Consider the following 20,880-nt stretch of genomic DNA (forward strand, 5'->3'; position numbering starts at 1 on the left):
GCCATCATACCGAGGCGCCTGAACAGGAGGTGAGCGACAGCCGACTATCATTGACGGGGTTGCCGCGGTCCCGTTCCGATGGACCGGGACCGATTGGAACGGTGGACCGATGACCTCCTCAGACCCGGGCAAGAAGGGCTTCTCGCTCAAGGACTATGCGGAGACGCTGCACGCCTATCTCGACAGCGGCTATGCGGTCACCAGCTTCGAGCACTACCTCGACGCGCCGCAGGAGAAGCACCTGATCCTCCGGCACGACATCGACAACAGCATCGAGCAGGCCATGCGCGTCGCGCGGGTGGATGCCGAGGCCGGCTGCACCTCGAGCATCTTCCTGCGGGTGCACGCCCGCGGGTACAGCCTGATGAGCCTGCCCTCCCTCATGATGATCCGCGAGATGGAGGAGCTCGGGCACGAGGTGCAGCTCCACCTCGAGGGGGGTATCTGCGAGGTCCTCGGAGGAGACAACTTCGAGTGGGCCGAGCGCCAGCGCACGGTCTTCGAGACCGCGGTCGGCCGTCCGGTCGGAGGCTTCAGCCTGCACGAGCCCGCACGCCTCGGCGGCTTCGAGTTCGCGGCGGAACTGCTCGATCGCTGGTCCGACACGGTGCGCTACCACGCCTACGAGCCGCGGTTCATGATGCCCAACATCAAGTACCTGAGCGACAGCAGCGGCAACTGGCGCGAGGGGCACTTCGCCGAGTGGGTCGACAAGGAGCCGGTGATCCAGGTGCTCACGCACCCCTTCTGGTGGTTCGAGAAGGTGCCGGCCGAGAACTACTGACGGACCACCGCGCTCGGCTCAGCGCTTGTTGTCGCCGAGTCGGCGTGCCGGGTTGCCGATGCGGATCTCGTCGGCGGGGACCGACTTCACGGCGACCGCGCCGATGCCCAGCAGCGAGTTGCGCCCGAGCGTCACCCCTTGGATGACCGAGGCGTTCGGACCGATCCACGCGTCGTCGTCGATCACGACGCTCCCCGAGATCTCGGCGCAGGCGGTGATGATCACGTTGCGCCCGATCCGGCAGTTGTGGGCGACGTGCACGTGATCGTCGATCTTGGTGTGATCGCCCACGCGAGTGGGGGAGATGGTGCCGGAGCATACGGTCGTGAAGTTCCCGACTTCGACGTGATCCTCGATGATCACGGACCCGACGTGTGGGATGCGGATGTTGTCACCGTCGGCGTCGCGCTCCATGCCGAACCCCTCCTCGCCGATGACGGCATGGCTCTTGATCAGCGCGTGCGCGCCGATGCGCACGTCATGACCGATCACGACGTGGTCCCGGATCTCGGCGCCCTCGGCGACGACCGCACCGGCGCGGATCACGGTGTATTCGCCGACATGGGCGCCCGGGTGCACCTGTGCCCCGGGATCGACGCGGGCGGTCGCGGCGACGCCGGGGACCGGTCGGCGGGCGAAGTGCGCCGCGACCACCTGGGCGAAGGCGGCGCGGGCGTTCTGCACGAGGATCGCGGTGCCGACGATGCCCTCGGTGGCGAGGGTGTCCGGTGCGAGCAGGATCGCGCCGGCACGGATCGCGTCGGCCGCCGCGTCGGCGTGCGCCACGGGATCGACCACGAACGTCAGGTCGCCCTCCGCGGCCTCGCCGAGGGGAGCGAGCCCGGTCACCGCACGGTCGGAACCGGCGAGGACGGCGGAGAGCTCTTCGGCGATGACGGCAGCTGTGACCTGTGACGCGTTCATCCTCCGACCCTACTGCGACCGGCGCGGGAGATCGGGCCCCAGGAGGGGAGCGGATATGATCGAGCCATGGATGAGAAGGCGTTCCTTGAACTGGTGGCGGAAATTCTCGAGGTAGAGGTCGACGACGTCGCCCTCACGGATGAGCTCGACGCGGTCGGCTGGGATTCCCTCGCCAACATCAGCTTCATCGCCGAGGTCGACGAGGCGGTCGGTGTGACCATCGACGCCGACGAGCTCGCGAAGGCGAAGACCGTCGCAGACCTGCACGCCCTCACCCGTGCCGGTGCCTGACCGGGACGACTACCTGAACCTCGGCGGCCGTGCCGTCGTGGTCACGGGTGCCACATCCGGCATCGGACGACAGACGGCCGTGGCGCTCAGTCGCCAGGGAGCGCGCGTCGCGCTGATCGGGCGTCGTGAGACCGAACTCGCTCAGACGCGCGCTCTCCTCGCGGGCGACGGCCATCTCGTCGCCGCGTACGATCTGACCGAACACGCGGGCGTCTCTTCGCTGATCCGCGGAATCGCGGCCGAGCTCGGTCCGCTCGACGGACTCGTGCACGCTGCGGGAATCCATGCCACGGCGCCCCTGCGCATCGCGACGGCGGAGCAGACTTCCGCACTCTTCGACCTCAATGTCACCAGTGCGCTCATGCTGGCGAAGGCGTTCCGGCACCCGAAGGTGCGCGCGGAGACGTCGAGCATCGTCCTGCTGTCCTCCGCCGTGGGCCTCGTCGGCGAGGCCGGCGTGAGCGCCTACGCCGCCAGCAAGGCGGCGGTCGCGTCGCTCGGCAAGTCCCTCGCGCTGGAACTCGCCCGTGAGGGGATCCGCGTGAACAGCATCGCCGCGGGCATCGTCGAGACTGCGCTCACCGAAAGGCTGAGGTCGTCCGTCGGCGCCGCGGCCTGGGACGAGATCGGGGCGGCGCATCCGCTGGGTCTCGGCACCGTCGACGATGTGGCCGGCGCCGCCCTCTACCTGCTCTCGCCCGTGTCACGGTGGGTCACCGGCTCGGTCATGGTCGTCGACGGCGGGTACACCGCGAGATGACGCGGGGCGGCCCCTAGACTTGACGCATGGGTGCCCGTATCGCAGCAGTCGACTACTACCTGCCGGAGACCGTCCTCACGAACGAGGACCTGTCCGCCGAATTCCCGGAATGGAGCGTCGAGAAGATCTCCGGCAAGACCGGGATCGACCGGCGTCACATCTCCGGTCCGGACGAGTTCTCGTCCGATCTCGCCATCGCCGCGGGCCGGCGTCTGTTCGAGCGCGAGGGGATCGATCCGCAGAGCATCGACTACGTGATCCTCTGCACGCAGAGCCCCGACTACTACCTTCCGTCGACCGCGTGCATCGTGCAGGACGCCCTCGGCATCCCGACCTCAGCCGGCGCGACGGACATCACGCTCGGATGCTCCGGATACGTCTACGCCCTCGGGCTGGCCAAGGGTCTCATCGAGTCGGGTCAGGCGCAGAACGTGCTGGTCGTGACCGCTGACACCTACACGAAGTTCATCAACCCCGCCGACAAGTCGGTGCGCACGATCTTCGGTGACGGCGCGGCGGCGACTCTGGTGACCGACGACGGCGCGGACTCGGCGATCACGGCGATGACCTACGGCACCGACGGGTCGGGCGGCAAGAGCCTCATCGTCCCCAACGGCGGGCTCCGCTCGGGCGCAGGGCTGCAGCCCAAGGCCGACACCGCCACGCGGGAGCTCGTGGCCTCCGGGTACGACCTCTACATGGACGGCCCCGACATCTTCAACTTCACGCTACGGGTCGTGCCGGAGACGGTCGAGCAGATCCTGGCGAAGGCGCAGCTCGAACGCGACGACATCGACCTCTTCGTCTTCCACCAGGCCAACGCGTTCATGCTCGAGCACCTTCGCAAGAAGCTCGGAGTCCCGACCGACCGGTTCTTCGTCTCCCTCGCCGAGTCGGGGAACACCGTGTCCTCGACGATCCCGATCGCTCTCGCCGATGCCGAGCGACAGGGCAAGCTCGTCACGGGCATGCGCGTGATGCTCCTCGGCTTCGGCGTCGGTCTCTCGTGGGGTGGACTGGTCGCGACGTGGTGAGTGCGAACGACGCGCCCGAGGCCGCCCGCCCGACCCTCCTGATCCTCTCCTTCGTCCCGATCGACGGAGACCCGCGTGTCATCAAGCAGGTGCGCCGGTTCGTCGACGAGTACGACGTGACGACCTGCTCGCCCGGACCCTCGCCGCACCCCGGCGTCACCCACATCGAGATCCGCGGTGATCACACCCCGCCGCGCGGGATCGGGACCAGGATCCTCGACGAGGTCGCCCTGCGCACCGAGTGGTTCCGACGGATGTACTTCCAGAGCCCCGGCGTCATCGAGACGATCCACCTGCTCCAGGGACGCCGTTTCGACGCGGTGATCGCGAACGACGCCGAGACGGTGGGGGTCGCCTGTCGTCTCTTCGGCGCCGACCGGGTGCATGCCGACCTGCACGAGTTCTTCCCCGACATGGGCTTCGAGGACTCCACGATGGGGAAGCGGCATCAGCGCTACTGGACCTGGATGACGAAGGAGCTCGTGTCGCCGGCGGTGTCGTCGACGACCGTGGGCGCCTCCATCGCAGCGCGCTATCACGAGTACGGCCTGCGCCCCGGTGTCGTCACCAACTCCACGCATCTGCGAGATCTGCCGTATCGCCCCGTGGGCTCGACGATCCGCCTGGTGCACAGCGGGAACCCCTTCCACGAGCGCAGCCTCGAGGAGATCATGCGCGCCGTCGCCGCGTCTCCGGTCGATGTGAGCTTCGACCTCTACCTCACGTGGCATCCCGAGAAGGACCGCGCACGATTCGTCGAGATCGCGGAAGAGCTCGGCCCACGGATCACGGTGCACGATCCCGTGCCTCAGTCGATCCTGATCGAGACGCTGAACGAGTACGACCTCGGCATCCACATCCTGCAGCCGGTGAGCACGAACAACGTGATGGCGCTGCCGAACAAGTTCTTCGACTACGTCCAGGCCCGACTGGGAATCATCGTCGGCCCCTCGGTCGAGATGGCGAAGATCGTCCGCGAACACGGACTCGGCGTCGTCACGGACGGCTTCGACGAGAAGGCCATCGCCCGAACCGTCGACGCGCTCACCCCGGAGCGGGTGAACGAGTTCAAGCAGGCGGCGATGCAATCGGCCGAAGCACTCTCCGCCGAGCGGCAGGTCGAGGTGTGGGCGGACGCGGTGCGCGAGATCGTCCGGCGGACCCGCGATGCCGGCTGACCTCAGCGCCGGCGCCTATCGGCTGATCGTCGCCGTGCTGCCGGGAGCGGTGGCCGGGCGGGTGCTCCCCGGCCTCGCCCGGCAGTTCCGCGAGACCGGCGTGACGACGGTGGCGGATGCCCGCCGCCGGCTCCTCATCACCCCCGTGAACTCCGCGGGGCAGGGCCAGGCGTGGGCGCGCGCGGCGGAACGACTCCCGGAGGTCTCCGCAGCCAGCACGATGTTCCGCGGCGGGGACGACGTGTTCGGCTTCACCGCCGATCATGTGATCCCCGCGACGGCCCTGGTCGGCAACGAGCGCTGGCGTCGTGCCCAGGGGAAGGCGATCTCCCACGGCTTCACGCACGTCATCATCGAGTCGGGCCGCCATCCCTTCCGACCGGACGGCTCGGTGCTCGATCTCGTCCGTGAGCTGGAGGATGCCGGCATCCGTGTCGCGCTCCTGTGGCACGGGAGTGACATCCGCCTGCCGAGTGCGCATGCGGCCGCGGAGCCGGACTCGCCCTTCCGTGACGGAGCGTATGTGGACACCGCCGCGCTGGAGTCGATCGCGGCGGCGAATGCACGACTCAGCGCTGCATCCGGCGTGCCCGTCTTCGTCTCCACCGCCGACCTGCTGGAGTTCGTCCCCGGCGCTGTCTGGCTCCCCGTCGTGGTGGACGCCGAGCGCTGGGCCACGGCGGCGGCGCGGCCCGCGCTGACGGGAGAGGGACCGCTGCGCGTGGTGCATGTTCCGTCCCGTGCCGGCCTGAAAGGCAGCCATCGGATCGCCGACACCATGCAGCAGCTGCATGATGAGGGCGTCGTGGAATACACCGAGCTCCACGGGATCCCCTCTGATCGGATGCCGGAGGTCGTCGGCGCCGCCGACATCGTGCTCGACCAGTTCCTCGCCGGTGCCTACGGGGTCGCGGTCTGCGAAGCTCTGGCGGCGGGACGTCTCGTCGTGAGTCACGTCGCCGAGGGGACGAGAGAGGCCGTGCGCCGAGCCAGCGGCAGGGATCTTCCCGTCGTGCAGGCGCGTGCCGCGGAACTCGAAGGGGTGCTCCGGGGGATCGCGGCCGATCGTGCGGCATTCGCGGCCCGGGCGGCGGAAGGGCCGGACTTCGTGCGCGCGGTCCACGACGGCACGATGTCCGCCGAGGTGCTCCGCCCCTTCCTCGATTCGTGAGCGGTGACCTGCTCGTAGAGTAGATGCTTGTGAAGATCATCAGCGTCGTCGGTGCGCGTCCGCAGTTCGTCAAGCTCGCCCCGATCCACCACGCCGCGAAGGCGGCCGGTGTCGAGCACGTCATCGTGCACACCGGGCAGCATTACGACCCGATGCTCTCCGACGTCTTCTTCGAGGACCTCGGAATCGGAACGCCCGATGTGCACCTGGGTGTCGGGAGCGGGTCGCACGGTGTCCAGACCGGGGCGATGCTCTCGGCGCTGGACGCGGTGTTCGACGAGCACCGGCCCGACTGGGTCCTCGTCTACGGCGACACGAACTCGACCGTCGCCGCCGCGCTGAGCGCCGTGAAGATGCACATCCCGGTCGCCCATCTCGAGGCGGGGCTGCGCAGCTTCAATCGGCGGATGCCCGAGGAGCACAACCGCGTGATGACCGATCACGCGGCGGATCTGCTCCTCGCCCCGACGCAGGTCGCCGTGGAGCACCTCGAACGCGAGGGGCTCGGGGAGCGCACCGTGCTCGTCGGAGACGTGATGACCGACGTGCTCTTCGACGTCCGCGATCGAGTCGCCGGTCGCACCTCGACACTGCTCGCGGAGTTCGGTCTCGGTGAGGGTGCCTATTACCTCGCGACCATCCATCGGGCGGAGAACACCGACGATCCGGCGCGTCTGGCGCAGGTCGTCAGTGCCCTGGCCGGACTCGACAAGCCGGTGATCCTGCTCGCGCACCCGCGTGTGGTCGCCAAGGCCGCCGCGCACGGCATCGACCTCACTCAGGGGTCGCTTCGCGCGCGCGCCCCTCTGGCGTATCCCGACCTGATCGCGGCGGCGGCGGCGAGTGCCGGCGTGGTCACCGACTCCGGAGGACTGCAGAAGGAGGCGTTCCTCCTGCGGGTTCCGTGCACGACGGTGCGCACCGAGACGGAATGGGTCGAGACGATCGATCTCGGCTGGAACGTGCTCGCGAACACGGCGGAGGAGATCGCGGCCGGCGTGACGCGCCCGCGCCCGTCGGCGACCGATGTCGCTCCGTACGGCGACGGACACGCGGCGGAGCGGGTCATCGCGGTGCTCTCCGAACGCGCCTGAGCCCCGGCGGTGAGAGGGGACCCTCCGGTCCCGAATATACTGAAGTCCATGCGCATTGCCGTCGTGGCCCTCGGAAAGATCGGGCTCCCCCTCGCACTCCAGTTCGCCGGCCGTGGGCATGATGTGGTCGGGGTCGACGTCAACTCCGACCTCGTGGACATGGTCAATCGGGGTGTCGAGCCGTTCCCCGGCGAGGCGCAGCTGCAGGAGAGGCTCACCGCGGCGATCGCCGCGGGGCGACTCCACGCGACCACGGACTACTCCGAGGCCATCCCCGCCGCCGACGCGGTCATCGTCGTCGTCCCGCTCTTCGTGAACGAGGAGACGGCCGAGCCGGAGTTCGGCTGGATGGACCAGGCCACGACCGCGCTCGCGGAGCACCTGACGCCCGGCACGCTGGTCTCGTACGAGACGACGCTGCCCGTCGGGGTCACCCGCGGGCGTTGGAAGCCCATGATCGAGCGGATCTCCGGCCTGACGGAGGGTGACGACTTCCATGTGGTCTTCTCCCCGGAGCGTGTGTTCTCCGGCCGTATCTTCGCCGACCTGCGCAAGTACCCCAAACTGATCGGCGGGCTCTCCGAGGAGGGCGCACGCCGCGCCGTCGAGTTCTACGAGGCGGTGCTCGAGTTCGACGAGCGACCCGATCTCGCCCGCGCGAACGGCGTCTGGGACCTGGGGAGCGCGGAGGCGGCCGAGATGGCCAAGCTCGCCGAGACCACCTATCGCGACGTCAACATCGGCCTCGCCAATCAGTTCGCGCTCTTCGCCGGGGCGAACGGCATCGACGTCTACCAGGTGATCGAGGCGTGCAACTCTCAGGTGTTCAGCCATATCCACCGCCCGGGCATCGCCGTCGGCGGCCACTGCATCCCGGTGTACCCGAAGCTCTATCTCTCGACCGACCCGGATGCCGACATCGTGCGCACCGCGCGAGAGTTCAACGAATCGATGCCGGAGCGCCTGGTCGCCCAGGCCGAGGGCGTCCTCGGTGATCTGGCGGGGCTGCAGGCGGTCGTACTCGGCGCTGCCTACCGCGGGGGAGTCAAGGAGACCGCGTTCTCCGGAGTGTTCCCGACGGTCGCGGCGCTGGAGAAGCGGGGAGCCTCGGTGCGCGTGCACGACCCGCTGTACACCGACGAGGAGCTGCAGCGCCTCGGATTCGCCCCCTACGCCCTCGGCGGCGATGTCGACATCGCAATCATCCAGACCGACCACGCCGCCTATCGCGAGCTGGCGCCGGAGCAGCTGCCCGGGATCAAGCTGCTCGTCGACGGTCGTGCGGCGACGGACTCCGCCATCTGGAAGGGAACCCCGCGTCTGGTCGTCGGCACCGGAGGCTCCGGGCTCTGACTCGACGCGGGCCACAGGGTCCGCACAGGCTCCCAGCCGAGCGCCGATACGATTGAGTCATGGATCTTCTCGTCGTCGGGTCGGGTTTCTTCGGCCTCACCATCGCTGAGCGTGCCGCGGAAGCCGGCCGCAAGGTGACCGTCATCGATCGCCGCCACCACATCGGCGGAAACGCCTACAGCGAGGCGGAGCCCGAGACCGGGATCGAGGTCCACCGCTACGGTGCGCATCTCTTCCACACCTCGAACGCCACCGTGTGGGAGTACGTCAACCGCTTCACGAGCTTCACGAACTACGTCCACCGCGTCTACACGACGCACAAGGGCACGGTCTTCCCGATGCCGGTGAACCTCGGCACGATCAACCAGTTCTTCCAGTCCGCCTACACGCCTGACCAGGCGCGAGCGCTGGTCAAGGAGCAGGCAGGCGAGTTCGACGCCAAGACCGCCGCGAACTTCGAGGAGAAGGGCATCGCGCTCGTCGGTCGCCCGCTGTTCGAAGCCTTCTTCCGCGACTACACGGCCAAGCAATGGCAGACCGACCCGCAGAAGCTCTCGGGCGACATCATCAGCCGTCTCCCGGTGCGCTACACCTACGACAACCGCTACTTCAACGACACCTGGGAGGGCCTTCCCGCCCAGGGGTACACGGCGTGGCTGGAGCGCATGGCGGACCACCCGAACATCGAGGTCAAGCTCGGCGTCGATTACTTCGACGAAGCGCAGCCGCTCAGCAAGAAGGCGACCGTCGGTCAGCTGCCCGTCGTGTACACGGGACCCGTCGACCGGTACTTCGACTACGCGGAGGGGGCGCTCAGCTGGCGCACGCTCGATTTCGAGCAGGAAGTGCTGAACATCCGCGACTTCCAGGGCACGAGCGTCATGAACTATCCGGACATGGACGTGCCGTACACGCGTATCCACGAGTTCAAGCACTTCCACCCGGAGCGCAAGGACGTCTACGAGTCCGACAAGACGGTGATCATGCGCGAGTTCTCGCGTTTCGCCGAGCGCGAGGACGAGCCTTACTACCCGGTGAACACCCCGAGCGACCGTGACGGTCTGCTGGCGTACCGCGAACTCGCGAAGGGCGAGCGCGACGTGCATTTCGGCGGACGGCTCGGAACGTACCAGTACCTCGACATGCACATGGCCATCGGCTCGGCGCTGTCGCTCTGGAACAACACTCTCTCCTAGACTCGACATCGTGAGTCACGCTGCTGTCGGGGCGCCCGGGACGCCCCGGCGCTATCTGCATTCGCTGTGGCTGCTCTCCGCCCGCGACCTGAAGGTCCGCTACGCGACGAGCTCCCTCGGCTACCTGTGGTCCGTTCTCGACCCCCTGGTGATGAGCGCGATCTACTGGTTCGTGTTCACTCAGGTGTTCAACCGGAGCGTCGGCGAAGACCCGTACATCGTGTTCCTCATCGTCGCGCTGCTGCCGTGGGTGTGGTTCAACACGTCGGTGTCCGACTTCACCCGGGCGTTCAAGAAAGACGCGAGGCTGGTCCGATCCACGGCCATCCCCCGCTCGATCTGGGTCAACCGCATCGTGCTCAGCAAGGGCATCGAGTTCCTGCTGTCGCTTCCGGTCCTCGTGCTGTTCGCCGTGTTCAGCGGTGCCCACGTGAACTGGATGCTGCTCTGGTTCCCCGTCGCCATGCTCCTGCAGGTCATGCTGCTCGTCGGTCTCGGCCTTCTGGTCGCCCCATTGTGCGTGCTCTACGCCGACCTCGAGCGCACGACGGCACTGATCCTTCGCGCGCTCTTCTACGCCTCTCCGGTCATCTACAGCTTCGGTGACCTCCCGTCTCCGTTCGACACGATCGGGGCGTTCAACCCGCTCGCGGGCATCTTCACGCTCTACCGGGTCGGGTTCTTCCCGGACCTCTGGGAGACCACCCCCGTGCTCGTGAGCGTTGCGATGTGCGTCTTCGTCCTGGCTCTGGGGATCTGGACCTTCCGCCGCCTGGAGCGACCCGTGCTGAAGGAGCTGTGATGTCCCCGGCCATCGAAGTGCAGGGCCTCGGCGTCAGCTTCCGGCGGAACAGGCGCGGTCGACGGAGCTTCAAAGACCTCTTCGGCGGCTCTTCCCGGCGTTCACGCCCGGGGGAGTTCTGGGCGCTTCGCGGCGTCTCCTTCAGTGTGCAGCCGGGGGAGTCGATCGGCGTCGTCGGGCGCAACGGCCAGGGGAAGTCGACGTTGCTGCGTCTCGTGGCGAAGGTGCTCCTCCCCGATGAGGGCACCGTCAGCGTCAACGGCGGCGTCGCTCCGCTGATCGAGATCACGGGCGGTTTCGTCGGTGACCTCACCGTGCGCGAGAACGTGCGGCTGACAGCGGGCCTGCACGGGATGTCCCGTGACGAGGTCTCGCGCCGATACGACGACATCATCGCGTTCGCGGAGCTCGCCGGGTTCGAGGAGACTCCCTACAAGCACCTCTCCAACGGCATGAAGGTGCGACTCGCGTTCTCGGTCGTCTCGCAGTTGGACGAGCCGATCCTCCTCGTCGACGAGGTCCTCGCCGTCGGTGACAAGGCGTTCCGCGAGAAGTGCTACAAGCGCATCGACGAGCTGCTCGCCGAAGGTCGCACGCTGTTCTTCGTGAGCCACAACGAGCGCGACCTTCGCCGGTTCTGCACGCGGGGCCTGTATCTCGACAAGGGAGTCCTCGCGCTCGACGCACCGATCGCCGAGGTGCTCGACCGCTACAACGCGGATTACGCGGTCTGACCGCTCCTGTAACGTTTCGTGCCGTCGAGACACTCCAAGATGAAGGACGCTCGTCGGAGTGGTCCGGGGCGAATCGGGAGGGTCGGCATGGTGATGACTTCGGTGCGGCGCGCGATCGCGGCGCTGGTGGTGGTGCTGGCCGCGTCGGGATGCGCTTCGCCGAGTGGATCAGCGAGAGAGTCCGACGGCGTGCGCGCCGTTACGCCCGAGTTGCTCACCACGGTCGGCCCGATGACGGTCATCGAGAGAGACGACCGGACGCAACTGTGCGTGGGGGTGCTCCAACCGTATCCACCCGCGTGCGCGGGCGGAATCGAACTGTCCGGTTGGGATTGGGTCGTCGTCGCGGGTGATTTTGAGGAGTATACCGATGTGCGGTGGGGCGATTTCACGCTGACGGGAACCTTGGATGCGCATACCGGGGTGTTCGCCGTCGACACGGTGACGCCCGCCTCGGCAGCGCCGACGGCGATCGAGGAGGAGCCTCTGTTCCCGTCTCGCTGCCCCGTGCCTGACGGCGGCTGGGAGGTCCTCGATGAGTCCACAGCCACAGGTGAGGCTCTTCATGCCGCGAACTCGCTGATTCCGACGCTGGAGGGCTACGCCACCGCGTGGATCGACCGAAGCCAGATCCCGCCGGCTCCACCCGGCGCGGATGCGATCGAGCAGATGCGCTTCGATGCCGTGCACGCCGGGTTGTCCATCGTCAACGTCGGTGTCCGTGGCGATCCGTCCGCGGCGGAGGTGGCGGTGCGGCGGGTGTGGGGTGGGGCTCTATGCGTGTTCACGGTGGACTATGCCGCCGCCGACATCGAAGCGCTTCAGCAGAGGATCATGCATGAGCACCCCGTGTTCTCCTCAGCGATCGACCCGATGACCGGCGTGATCGGGTTGACGGTCACCTTCGATGCAGATGGAGAGCTGCAGCTTCGGATGGATCGCGAGTACGGCCCCGGTCGGGTGGCTGTGTGGCCGGTTCTCGTGCCGCTGTGAGGCGAGTGTGAGCGACACGATCTCGATGGATGAGAACAGTGATGCCGCGCTGTGGACAGCGGCGTGCGCGGGCGACGAGCGGGCTTTCGGGGCGCTGTTCGATCGACACGTCGACCGGGTGTATCGCCACGCACGGCGGTACACCCCGAACCGCGAGGATGCCGAGGACATCACCGGTATGGTCTTCCTTGAGGCGTGGCGCCTGCGGTCACGGGTTCGCCTGGTCGACGGCTCTCCGATCGGCTGGCTGCTCGTGACGACGGCCAATATCGCCAGGAACGGCGCGCGGTCGCGGACCAGGTATGAACAACTGCTCCGCGGACTCCGACCTGAAGCCGTCCCCGATCACGCGGACGGGGTTATCGAAGCGGAGACGCGCGCACAGCGGCGCGATGAGGTGGAGGTCGCGTTCGCACGTCTGCGCCCGAGAGACCAAGAGATCCTGGCGCTCTGTGTCGTTGAGGAGATCGCACCCGTCGACGTCGCTCGGTTGCTGCGTCTGCCAGCAGGCACGGTGCGCACTCGGCTCAGCCGAGCGAAGGATCGTCTGCGGATCGCGATGGTCGCGCTCGCCTCGGACGACGGAGTGCAGGGAAGGAGGCTGACATGAGCCGAAAGGAAGAGCCCATCGACCCTGACGTCCGCGAGCGACTCCGGAGCATCATGGTCGCGCAGGTGGGCGCTGAACGACGGATCGCGGACACCAGAGGCCGGCTCGCCCGCCGCCGTGTCCTCGGCGGAACAGCGATCGTTGTCGGGCTGGTCGCGGCGGTCGGGATCGGCTGGTCGGCCGGGAGCCGGGATACAGCGGACCTGGCCGACGGCCCCGAGACACGCACCGTCGATGTCATCTGCGCGGACACCATCGCAGCTGGCGGTGCAGGGCCGGAATCCGAAGTCAGCGGAGCGTCGGCGCAACGAATGGGCGTCGTGTTCACGGTCACGGTCCATGGTTCGTCGCCGACCTCGCCCGAGTTCATCGAGCCCTGCGCGCGTCTCTGGCGATCGGGCGCACTTCCGCTGTTCGAGTTCCAGAACGCGGGTCCGCAGGCCGGTACCGAAGGCGTGCCACCCCTCGCCGTGTGCGGCCTCGACGGCGGCACACCTGTCGTGATGCCGTCCTCAGATTGTCGCTCGGTCGGGATGCGGGACTGGACGGACGCTGAAGGGAGTCTCCCGCAACCCTGAGCGTGTCAGAGCCCGACCAGGCTCCGAAGCGCTTGAGCCTGCGCCCGCGCCGCGTCGATCGCCGCGCTCACGCCGGAGCCGTTCGATATCGCGGTACGAAGAGCGGTGAGTCGCTGTGTGTACTCCGACACCCCGTCACGCCAGTCCTCGGCGATCCCGGAGGGCGCCTGTGCATCCGAGAGGCGCTGCGCGTCCTGCTGCAGGGTGTCGACGACGGGCAGCGCGTCCTGGCCGCTCGCACCTGCGACGATGTCGAGGCCGCGGAGCGCGTCGTTGAGCCATCCGCTCACCTGACCCCGGAACGTCTCCAGCGTCGGGTCGACGGCCGGCGGCTGGGTGACGATCGGCGTCTGCGTCGGTTCGGGCGTCGCGGTCGGGGTGGGGGTCGGCGAAGGCGTGCGAGTGGGCGTCGCCGTGGGCGTGGGCGATGCGGTCTCCGCAGGTGTGCCGGCGTCCCCTCGGGGGAGGAGGAGGAAGAGCAGCACGCCGACGATGGCGAGAGCGGCGACGACGAGACCGATGATCAGCCAGATCCGCCCGGTCCGCTTCGGAGGTGGAGGCAACGGTGCCCAGCGCAGTTCCGGCTGCTGTTCTTCCATCGTCATGCCTCCAGAGGCGCCATCGGCTGCCAGGTGCGGTCGCGCCCGGCTTTGCCTCCGTCGCGGATGCCGCGGAAGAGGTTGCTGGTCCCGCGCACGGTCCGCTCGACGAAGACGAGGCGGATGAGCTCCTTGAAGAACGTCGCGGTCGTGCCGAGACCGAAGAGCACCGGGTTGTAGACGCCGTGCACGCGGTAGTACTGCTTGATGAAGCCGCGGTTGCGCATGATGTAGTAGCGGTAGGCGTTGCTGGAGGCGTTCATGTGCCGGATGCCCATGTCCCACTGCTTGATCTCACGGGTGCGGCGCAGGACGAACTCGTCCACGATCACCGCCGTCGTCAGGCGCGACGCGAGCCACCCGTACATCTGGTCGTCCCAGTAGATGAAGAACCGCGGGTCGGGCAGGCCGATCTGCTGCACGATCGAGCGATGGATGAACATGCCCTCGAAGCAGCCGCTGTTCATCTCCTTGTATCCGGACTCGTCGAAGGCGGAGGGCGCGAAGGGGATCGGGATGCCCATGCGCTCGGCGATGCGGTACTGCCAGTAGAACTCGCTGCCGTCGTAGTCGAATCGGCGACCCTGGATGCTCTTGAACCGGCTGCTCCACGCACCCATCTTCGCGAGACCCTCGGTGAGGACCTCGACGTCGTCGTCCATCATCCAGATCCACTCGGACCCGAGTTCGTACGCGGTGCGCATCCCCTCGCTGAAGCCACCGGATCCGCCGGTGTTCGTCTCCAGACGCCGGTACACGATCTCGGTGCCGATGCTCTCCCGGAACGACTCCACGACGTCGGTGGTGTCGTCGACCGACGCGTTGTCGATGATGACGACATGGCCGGGCTTGGGATCCATCGCGGTGATGCTGGTCAGCAGTCCGGAGAGCAGATGCGAGCGGTTGAAGGTGACGATGACGATCGTCGCTGCCGTGGGGTCGAATGCAGCGGGCGCCGCGGTCATGCCTTCTCCTCGAAGATCTGCTGCCAGGACTGGGGTGAGACGAGCTCGGGGAGCGCATCGCGGTATTGCTTCTGCAGCTCGGGCCACCGACGTCGGAGCTCGGAGTGCAGTCGGACGGTCTCCCGGAGCATGCGACGGTACTGTCGTCGGTCACGGGTGTAGATGTTCTTGCCGGAGCCGTCGGCAGCGCTCACGAGCAGACTGTCGAAGCCGGGGACGCGCCACCACAGAGCGTCTTCCTTGCCGAACTCGACCTCGGGCTGTGCGAGGTTGTCGGGGCTGGGGCGGTGGATCCAGTGCTTGACGAGGGTCGAGAGCGTGAACCACCGCAGCCGCATGCCCGTCGGGTTGTCGAGGTCGTTCCTCGACACCGGCTTGTACACCTGCCTGCCGTTGCGTGAGTGCAGCACCGCAGACGGATCGCGGTGCACGACGACCTCGGGGAACTCGGCGGCGAGGGCGCGGGCGGCGGGCATCGCCGTCGCGAGATTCTCCCGCATGTGCGCGGGGCCGGAGAGGACGTCGCGGAGAGCCTGCGCCCGCAGCGCCACCGGGTAGTACTGCATCATCATGAGGTGCTTCAGGTCGACGCGCCTGCTGTGCACGAGGAGACGCCCGCCGCGCGGGACGTTCGAGTGCAGGAGGGCGGCGACGATGCGATTGCGGGCATGGAAGTACGCCTGCCAGTCGATCGTGTCGTCCTTGTTGACCCAGGAGACGTGCCAGAGCGCGACTCCGGGCATGGAGACGGTCGGGAATCCGGATTCACCGGCCCGCAGGCAGAACTCCGCGTCGTCCCACTTGATGAACGCCGGCAGGGAGAGTCCGACTTCGCGGATGGCGTCGAGCGGGATGAGACACATCCACCAGCCGTTGTAGTCGGCATCCATGCGCACGTGCAGGAGCGGCGACTGGCGCAGGTTGGACACGCCGAAGTCGTGCGGCATCTCCTCCTGGTAGAGGTTGCGCCACATGAACGGGCCTTCGTCGACGACCTCGGCCCAGCCGTGCAGCTTGGGGCGGTCGAGCAGGTCGAACATGTGCCCGCCCACCAGCACGGGAGTGGTCGCGTACTGACCGAAGACGATGGAGCGGCGCAGCGACTCCGGCTCGAGCCGGACGTCGTCGTCGAGAAGCTGGACGAAGTCGCTCTCCGGGCGCTGCAGAGTCTCGTGCATCGCGCGGGCGAAACCGCCGGAACCGCCCAGGTTCTCCTGGCGGATGACCTGCAGGGTTTCTCCGAGCTTCTCGGCGACGTCCGGGTAGCCCTCCTGTTCGGAGACGAGCTGGGAGCCCTGATCGACGAGGAAGATCCGATCGATGAACTCCAGCGCGTCCGGCGACGCCGCCAGGGCGCGCAAGGTCTCCACGCAATAGTCGGGCTTGTTGTACGTCGTGATGCCGAGCGATGCCTTGCCTGCGCGAGCGGGCTCCTGCTCGGTGGTCCACTCCGCGCCCTCGAGCACGGCGGGCTTCTCGTCGGCGACGATGTCGAACCAGATCCATCCGCCGTCGCTGTACTGCGTGAGCTCGAGATCGAACGATGTCGAGGCTTCACCGGTCACTTCGCGCGTGGCGACGCGCTGGCGGACGCCGGATCCGTTGGAGCGGTAGACGAGGATCGTGGCGGGACCGGTGGTGCGGACGGTGAGGCGAACCTCCCGCACGCTGGTCCAGTGCTGCCAGTACGACGCGGGGAAGGCGTTGAAGTAGGTCCCCATCGACACGCGGCGTCCCGCCACGATCCGGGCGCGATGCCGGCCCAGGATGTTGCCCAGGTGCGCGCGGTTGGAGACGCGGACGGGCTCGTTCTCGATCACGGACCAGGTCTCGGGATCGGCGTAGAGCGGAAGAAGGTCGGGGTCGCGATCAAGTGGGAAGACGACGTTCTGAAGGACGTGGGCCACTGGGAGGTTCTCCGATGTTGGTGCCGCAGACCGCTGTCGCGGGACAGCGCGGGACTCGACGAGCAGTGAGTAGCCTACCGTCCGTCACCTCAGGATCTGCGGAGAGCCTCCCTCCGGATGCTCAGCCGGACTGGCTAGACTGACCGCGATGAAGGTACTGATCACCGGCGGCGCCGGCTACATTGGGTCAACCGTTGCGACGGCGTGCATCGAGGCCGGTATCGAGGTGGTCATCCTCGACGATCTCTCCAAGGGTCTCCGCGAGTTCGGAGAGGGGCGCGCGCTCTACGTCGGCGACATCTCCGACGGTGCCGTCCTCGACCGTCTGCTCGCCGATCATCCCGACATCGATGCCGTGATCCATTGCGCCGCGCGTGTCGTCGTCCCGGAATCCGTCGCCGACCCGCTCGGGTACTACGACGCCAACGTGGGCAAGACGATCGTCCTGCTCCAGCGTCTGCGCGACGCCGGCATTCCGCGGATCGTCTTCAGTTCCTCGGCATCCGTCTACGAGGGCGAGACGGGCGACGGCGTCGACGAGAGCGGTGTGCTCGCGCCCGCCAGTCCCTACGCGACGACGAAGGCGATGGTCGAGCAGATCCTGAACGACGCCGCTGCCGCGGGAGACTTCCGCGCCATCGCGCTCCGCTACTTCAACCCGATCGGCGCCGACCCGCAGCTGCGCACCGGGCTGCAGAACCCGCGGCCGTCGCACGCGCTGGGCAAGATCATGCAGGCGCGCGCGAACGGCGAGCCTTTCACGATCACGGGCACCGACTGGTCGACGCGTGACGGCTCCGGCCTCCGCGACTACGTCCATGTCTGGGATCTCGCCCTCGCGCACGTCGCCGCCGTGCAGAGGTTCGACGAGGTCGCCACGCACGAAGACCCCTACCAGGTGATCAACCTCGGCACGGGCGACGGAGTGACCGTCCGCGAGCTCGTGCAGGCTTTCGAGCGGGTGACCGGTGAACCGCTCCCCGTGGCGGAGACCGGACGCCGCCCCGGAGACCAGGCCGGCGCCTACGCGATCGTCGACCGCGCTGCCGCGGTGCTCGAGTGGCGCGCCGAGCGCTCGGTGGACGACGGCGTGCGCGACGCGCTCGCCTGGTCGGAGAAGCTGCGTTCGCTGCGTTGAGATGAGTGCGCGGGAACGCGCGCTCGCCGTCTGTCCACCTACTCCTGCGGACGCAGGGTCGGGATCGCACCCGTGTGCGCCGCGTCGATGTTCTCGCGCCAGGAACGCGACTGCCCCGCACGCAGCGCGCACAGCACCAGCATGAACCACCCGGCGCCGACGAGCGTGAAGCTCTCGAACATCGAGTCGACGGCCAGAGTGACCAGCGTGATCGGGGTCCAGGCGTAGACGACCGATCGGCGCGCGCTGGCGACGAGCCACGACCGGATCAGGGCCACGTCGCCCAGCAGCAGGAACAGCACCAGCCCTGCGGCGCCGAGCTGGAGCAGCACGTCGAAGAAAGCGTTCAGCGCGCTCTGATGATGATCGCCGAGCAGGAAGTTGATGTAGGTGAAGGGGTACTCGCCGCGGGCCCAGTCGCCGAACCAGCCCCAGCCCTGGATCAACTTGGTCGGCACGAAGTCGAGGATCGTGTTCCAGAGCGTCGCACGGATCGAGAAGTCGGATCCGGCGTCGAGCAGCGCGATGATCTGGTGACGGAGCGCGAACGCGATCGTGAGTGCGAGCGCGACCAGGATGCCGAGCGTCCACTGGACGAGCGTGCGTCGTGCCGGTGAGGTGTGTCGAACGATGGTGAGGGCGACCGTCACGATGCCGACGGCGACGGCGAGGACGAGCACGGTCGGTGAGGCGGACAGGAACGCCAAGGCCGTCGCCAGTCCGATCGAGCCCACCGCGAGCGGTGCGTTCACGGACTGCGTGCGCCACTCGATCACGAAAGTGATGAGCGCGATCACCGCGATGAAGCCGAGCATGTTGCGGCTGCCGAACAGGCCCTGGATCGGACCACCAGCCGCGAGGTCGCCCTGGATCGAGAGGAATGTGAACGGCACATCGAGCAGGATGCCGGACAGGATCTCCATTCCGAGGGACGCAGCCAGGAGCACGCGTAAGGTGTCGCCGATCGCCCGCACGGTCTGGAGCGTGTCACGGATGTGGCCGATGGTGATGGCCAGGAACGCGTATCCGAACAGCGACATCCAGCCGAACAGGGTGTCGGAGCGGTCGGTCGTCCAGACCACGCTCACGAGGGCCCAGGCGAGGAACGCGAGCAGGGAGGAGGGAGCGATCCGCAGCAGGGACAGCTCGTCGCGGCGCACCCAGAGGATCGCCGCCCCCAGCAGGCACAGCACCGTGATGATGGACGACAGGGTGACGGGCGAGGTCATCCGTTCGATGGCGTAGGAGCCGAAGACCGCGGTGAGTGCGGCCAGCGTGAACGCACGGGCGAGCTCCACCGAGGCGAGCAGCCCGACCAGCGGACGAGCCGAGGTCACGGCACCCGCCGTTGCCGTGCGCCGCGCTCGAACACGAGGTCGCGTTCCCCCACGCCGACCAGCGGCACCGACTTGAGCTTGAACGACAGCAGCACCAGGAGCATCCAGCCCCACAGCATGATCGGCGTCGACTCGGAGAGTCCCTGCACGAGGAGGACGATCGTGAACAGGCTGGGAAGCAGCGTCAGCGGCGAGAACGGCCGCTCGGCGTCGAGGTCCCACCGCGGGCGGTCGATGGCGAAGAACCAGGACCGCCACAGCAGGCTGACGTAGGCCACGGCCATCAGGATGACGCCGAGCACCCCAAGCTGGAGCAGCACGTCGAGCCACATGTTGTGCGCATGGAAGACGGTGATGCCGTGGTCGGTGATCCAATGGTCGAACGCGGGATCCGTGGGGATCCACGGGCTGGAGAAGCCGTTGCCGAACAGCGGGTGCTCGCCCGCGCGCTTGAGGACCTCGCTCCAGATCTTGTCCGAGCGGCCGGTCAGGTCGGTGCTGCGGCCGAGAAGGGTGAGCAGGGGTTCGCGGAGGAGCCAGACGGCGGTCGCTGCGACGACGGTGCCACCGATCGCGACCACATAGATCCGCGTCCGCGCGCCGGGCGTGCGGGCCCGTCGCATCAGCAGCGCGACGGCGAGGACGACGGCGACCGCGGCCGCGCAGGCGAGGGCGGTGGCGGATGCCGTGCGGAACAGGAAGTAGGCGGCGAGCAGCATCCACATCGCGAGGGTCGTGCGCCAGCGTGCCCGCGCCGCGAAGAGCACACCGAAGGTGATGATCGCGAAGAGCGAGATGATCGCCAGCAGGTTGGCGTTCCCGACGATGCCCTGGATGCGCCCGCCGTCGAACAGGTTGTCGCGGACCCAGTACCACTGCGGGTCGAGCTTCCCGTCGGGGAATGTCTGGAAGTTCGGCAGGAGAGGCCCGTGCAGCACCAGGGAGACCCAGAGCTCGATCGCCAGTGAGAGTCCGAGGATCCATTTGAAGGCGGAGGACAGCGCCCGCACGATCTCGTGCCACGTGAGCACGTGCGCGATGAAGAGGCCGTTCACCGTCACGGCGGCGAGCAGGGCCCAGGTGAGCAGCGTCGGTCCGCGCCACTGGGACCAGGCGACGGAGACGAGCGCGAGTGTCGTGTATCCGAGCGCGGTCCACGGCAGACGTCGCCAGCGGAACGGCTGCGGACGGTTGCGTGCGAGCATCGGGATCCCGATACCGAGCGTCGCGAGTGTGAAGACGGCGAGCGTGACTCCGGCACCGTTGATGCCGAGAAGGTTGTACACCGCGGAGTGGGCGAACGTGATGATGAGCACCACGATCACGTAGCCGCGCAGCAGCAGATGCCCCGTCGACTCGCGCTCCGGCGCGGTGGGCGGGGCAGCCACCGGATGCTTCGTGTACTGGGCCATCGCGTTCAGGCTACCGCGCC

The 20,880-nt window shown here is 67.8% G+C and carries 21 protein-coding genes; 15 read left to right on the plus strand and 6 right to left on the minus strand.

Annotated elements, in window-relative coordinates; genetic code table 11:
* Window positions 1-109: 109 nt before the first annotated feature.
* The gene (locus CQ045_RS00830) at window positions 110-784 is read left to right on the plus strand and encodes a GCN5 family acetyltransferase (RefSeq protein WP_105720810.1); all 675 of its coding nucleotides are present in this window, start codon (window positions 110-112) and stop codon (window positions 782-784) included.
* An 18-nt stretch (window positions 785-802) separates the two neighbouring features.
* Here CQ045_RS00830 and CQ045_RS00835 read toward each other — a convergent pair whose 3' ends face one another.
* Window positions 803-1,708 (minus strand): LpxD N-terminal domain-containing protein, encoded by a 906-nt coding sequence (locus CQ045_RS00835; RefSeq protein WP_105720811.1) that lies wholly within the window; start codon window positions 1,706-1,708, stop codon window positions 803-805.
* Between the two features lie 66 nt (window positions 1,709-1,774).
* Here CQ045_RS00835 and CQ045_RS00840 point away from each other — a divergent pair, with 66 nt between their 5' ends.
* From CQ045_RS00840 to CQ045_RS00905, 13 genes are all read left to right on the plus strand, one after another.
* Window positions 1,775-1,999 carry an acyl carrier protein gene (locus CQ045_RS00840; protein ID WP_105720812.1) on the plus strand — a complete coding sequence of 75 codons (225 nt, stop codon included), beginning with the start codon at window positions 1,775-1,777 and terminating at the stop codon, window positions 1,997-1,999.
* Window positions 1,992-2,759, plus strand: a complete 768-nt coding sequence (locus tag CQ045_RS00845; protein ID WP_219844382.1) for an SDR family NAD(P)-dependent oxidoreductase — start codon at window positions 1,992-1,994, stop codon at window positions 2,757-2,759. Before CQ045_RS00840 ends, CQ045_RS00845 begins: the two co-directional genes overlap by 8 nt.
* A gap of 26 nt (window positions 2,760-2,785) precedes the next feature.
* The gene (locus tag CQ045_RS00850) at window positions 2,786-3,793 is read left to right on the plus strand and encodes a 3-oxoacyl-ACP synthase III family protein (protein ID WP_105720813.1); all 1,008 of its coding nucleotides are present in this window, start codon (window positions 2,786-2,788) and stop codon (window positions 3,791-3,793) included.
* Window positions 3,787-4,971 carry a glycosyltransferase gene (locus tag CQ045_RS00855; protein ID WP_105720814.1) on the plus strand — a complete coding sequence of 395 codons (1,185 nt, stop codon included), beginning with the start codon at window positions 3,787-3,789 and terminating at the stop codon, window positions 4,969-4,971. The genes CQ045_RS00850 and CQ045_RS00855 overlap by 7 nt, the downstream gene beginning before the upstream one ends.
* A complete protein-coding gene (locus CQ045_RS00860; RefSeq protein ID WP_105720815.1) occupies window positions 4,961-6,142 on the plus strand; it encodes a glycosyltransferase family 1 protein in 1,182 nt (393 codons plus the stop codon). Before CQ045_RS00855 ends, CQ045_RS00860 begins: the two co-directional genes overlap by 11 nt.
* A 29-nt stretch (window positions 6,143-6,171) precedes the next feature.
* Window positions 6,172-7,236, plus strand: coding sequence for a non-hydrolyzing UDP-N-acetylglucosamine 2-epimerase (wecB, locus tag CQ045_RS00865; RefSeq protein ID WP_105720816.1), 1,065 nt, complete (start codon window positions 6,172-6,174; stop codon window positions 7,234-7,236).
* A 48-nt stretch (window positions 7,237-7,284) separates the two neighbouring features.
* Window positions 7,285-8,589: a nucleotide sugar dehydrogenase gene (locus CQ045_RS00870; RefSeq protein ID WP_105720817.1), complete on the plus strand. Its 1,305-nt coding sequence runs from the start codon at window positions 7,285-7,287 to the stop codon at window positions 8,587-8,589.
* A gap of 59 nt (window positions 8,590-8,648) precedes the next feature.
* Window positions 8,649-9,785 (plus strand): UDP-galactopyranose mutase, encoded by a 1,137-nt coding sequence (gene glf, locus CQ045_RS00875; protein ID WP_105720818.1) that lies wholly within the window; start codon window positions 8,649-8,651, stop codon window positions 9,783-9,785.
* Between the two features lie 10 nt (window positions 9,786-9,795).
* Window positions 9,796-10,587 (plus strand): ABC transporter permease, encoded by a 792-nt coding sequence (locus CQ045_RS00880; protein WP_105720819.1) that lies wholly within the window; start codon window positions 9,796-9,798, stop codon window positions 10,585-10,587.
* A complete protein-coding gene (locus CQ045_RS00885; protein WP_105720820.1) occupies window positions 10,587-11,321 on the plus strand; it encodes an ABC transporter ATP-binding protein in 735 nt (244 codons plus the stop codon). The genes CQ045_RS00880 and CQ045_RS00885 overlap by 1 nt, the downstream gene beginning before the upstream one ends.
* A gap of 87 nt (window positions 11,322-11,408) precedes the next feature.
* Window positions 11,409-12,314 carry a hypothetical protein gene (locus CQ045_RS18580; protein ID WP_146115167.1) on the plus strand — a complete coding sequence of 302 codons (906 nt, stop codon included), beginning with the start codon at window positions 11,409-11,411 and terminating at the stop codon, window positions 12,312-12,314.
* Between the two features lie 25 nt (window positions 12,315-12,339).
* Window positions 12,340-12,924 (plus strand): RNA polymerase sigma factor, encoded by a 585-nt coding sequence (locus CQ045_RS00900; RefSeq protein WP_105721325.1) that lies wholly within the window; start codon window positions 12,340-12,342, stop codon window positions 12,922-12,924.
* Window positions 12,921-13,502, plus strand: coding sequence for a hypothetical protein (locus CQ045_RS00905; protein ID WP_105720823.1), 582 nt, complete (start codon window positions 12,921-12,923; stop codon window positions 13,500-13,502). Before CQ045_RS00900 ends, CQ045_RS00905 begins: the two co-directional genes overlap by 4 nt.
* Before the next feature lie 5 nt (window positions 13,503-13,507).
* Here CQ045_RS00905 and CQ045_RS18710 read toward each other — a convergent pair whose 3' ends face one another.
* The 3 genes from CQ045_RS18710 to CQ045_RS00920 are packed head-to-tail and all read right to left on the minus strand — an operon-like array spanning window position 13,508 to window position 16,973.
* A complete protein-coding gene (locus tag CQ045_RS18710; RefSeq protein WP_181156396.1) occupies window positions 13,508-14,107 on the minus strand; it encodes a hypothetical protein in 600 nt (199 codons plus the stop codon).
* Complete coding sequence (locus CQ045_RS00915) at window positions 14,104-15,066, minus strand: glycosyltransferase (RefSeq protein WP_105720825.1); 963 nt, start codon at window positions 15,064-15,066, stop codon at window positions 14,104-14,106. The genes CQ045_RS18710 and CQ045_RS00915 overlap by 4 nt, the downstream gene beginning before the upstream one ends.
* Window positions 15,063-16,973, minus strand: coding sequence for a glycosyltransferase (locus CQ045_RS00920; protein WP_105720826.1), 1,911 nt, complete (start codon window positions 16,971-16,973; stop codon window positions 15,063-15,065). Before CQ045_RS00920 ends, CQ045_RS00915 begins: the two co-directional genes overlap by 4 nt.
* Before the next feature lie 148 nt (window positions 16,974-17,121).
* On the opposite strand from CQ045_RS00920, the gene galE reads away from it, so the two are divergent.
* Window positions 17,122-18,111, plus strand: a complete 990-nt coding sequence (galE, locus tag CQ045_RS00925) for a UDP-glucose 4-epimerase GalE (protein ID WP_105720827.1) — start codon at window positions 17,122-17,124, stop codon at window positions 18,109-18,111.
* A 38-nt stretch (window positions 18,112-18,149) separates the two neighbouring features.
* Here the strand turns inward: galE and CQ045_RS00930 are convergent, their stop codons facing one another.
* Together CQ045_RS00930 and CQ045_RS00935 are read right to left on the minus strand one after the other, a co-directional pair.
* On the minus strand, window positions 18,150-19,448 hold the full coding sequence (locus tag CQ045_RS00930) for an O-antigen ligase (RefSeq protein WP_105720828.1): 1,299 nt from the start codon (window positions 19,446-19,448) through the stop codon (window positions 18,150-18,152).
* The gene (locus CQ045_RS00935) at window positions 19,445-20,860 is read right to left on the minus strand and encodes an O-antigen ligase (RefSeq protein ID WP_105720829.1); all 1,416 of its coding nucleotides are present in this window, start codon (window positions 20,858-20,860) and stop codon (window positions 19,445-19,447) included. The genes CQ045_RS00930 and CQ045_RS00935 overlap by 4 nt, the downstream gene beginning before the upstream one ends.
* Window positions 20,861-20,880 lie beyond the last annotated feature (20 nt).

This window comes from Microbacterium sp. MYb66 (genome assembly GCF_002979435.1).
Lineage (GTDB): Bacteria > Actinomycetota > Actinomycetes > Actinomycetales > Microbacteriaceae > Microbacterium.

Coding starts and splice junctions, on each gene's coding strand:
- CQ045_RS00830 (WP_105720810.1), top strand. CDS start 110: ATGACCTCCTCAGACCCGGGCAAGAAGGGCTTCTCGCTCAAGGACTAT.
- CQ045_RS00835 (WP_105720811.1), bottom strand. CDS start 1,708: ATGAACGCGTCACAGGTCACAGCTGCCGTCATCGCCGAAGAGCTCTCC.
- CQ045_RS00840 (WP_105720812.1), top strand. CDS start 1,775: ATGGATGAGAAGGCGTTCCTTGAACTGGTGGCGGAAATTCTCGAGGTA.
- CQ045_RS00850 (WP_105720813.1), top strand. CDS start 2,786: ATGGGTGCCCGTATCGCAGCAGTCGACTACTACCTGCCGGAGACCGTC.
- CQ045_RS00860 (WP_105720815.1), top strand. CDS start 4,961: ATGCCGGCTGACCTCAGCGCCGGCGCCTATCGGCTGATCGTCGCCGTG.
- CQ045_RS00870 (WP_105720817.1), top strand. CDS start 7,285: ATGCGCATTGCCGTCGTGGCCCTCGGAAAGATCGGGCTCCCCCTCGCA.
- glf (WP_105720818.1), top strand. CDS start 8,649: ATGGATCTTCTCGTCGTCGGGTCGGGTTTCTTCGGCCTCACCATCGCT.
- CQ045_RS00885 (WP_105720820.1), top strand. CDS start 10,587: ATGTCCCCGGCCATCGAAGTGCAGGGCCTCGGCGTCAGCTTCCGGCGG.
- CQ045_RS18580 (WP_146115167.1), top strand. CDS start 11,409: ATGGTGATGACTTCGGTGCGGCGCGCGATCGCGGCGCTGGTGGTGGTG.
- CQ045_RS00900 (WP_105721325.1), top strand. CDS start 12,340: ATGGATGAGAACAGTGATGCCGCGCTGTGGACAGCGGCGTGCGCGGGC.
- CQ045_RS00905 (WP_105720823.1), top strand. CDS start 12,921: ATGAGCCGAAAGGAAGAGCCCATCGACCCTGACGTCCGCGAGCGACTC.
- CQ045_RS18710 (WP_181156396.1), bottom strand. CDS start 14,107: ATGACGATGGAAGAACAGCAGCCGGAACTGCGCTGGGCACCGTTGCCT.
- CQ045_RS00915 (WP_105720825.1), bottom strand. CDS start 15,066: ATGACCGCGGCGCCCGCTGCATTCGACCCCACGGCAGCGACGATCGTC.
- galE (WP_105720827.1), top strand. CDS start 17,122: ATGAAGGTACTGATCACCGGCGGCGCCGGCTACATTGGGTCAACCGTT.
- CQ045_RS00935 (WP_105720829.1), bottom strand. CDS start 20,860: ATGGCCCAGTACACGAAGCATCCGGTGGCTGCCCCGCCCACCGCGCCG.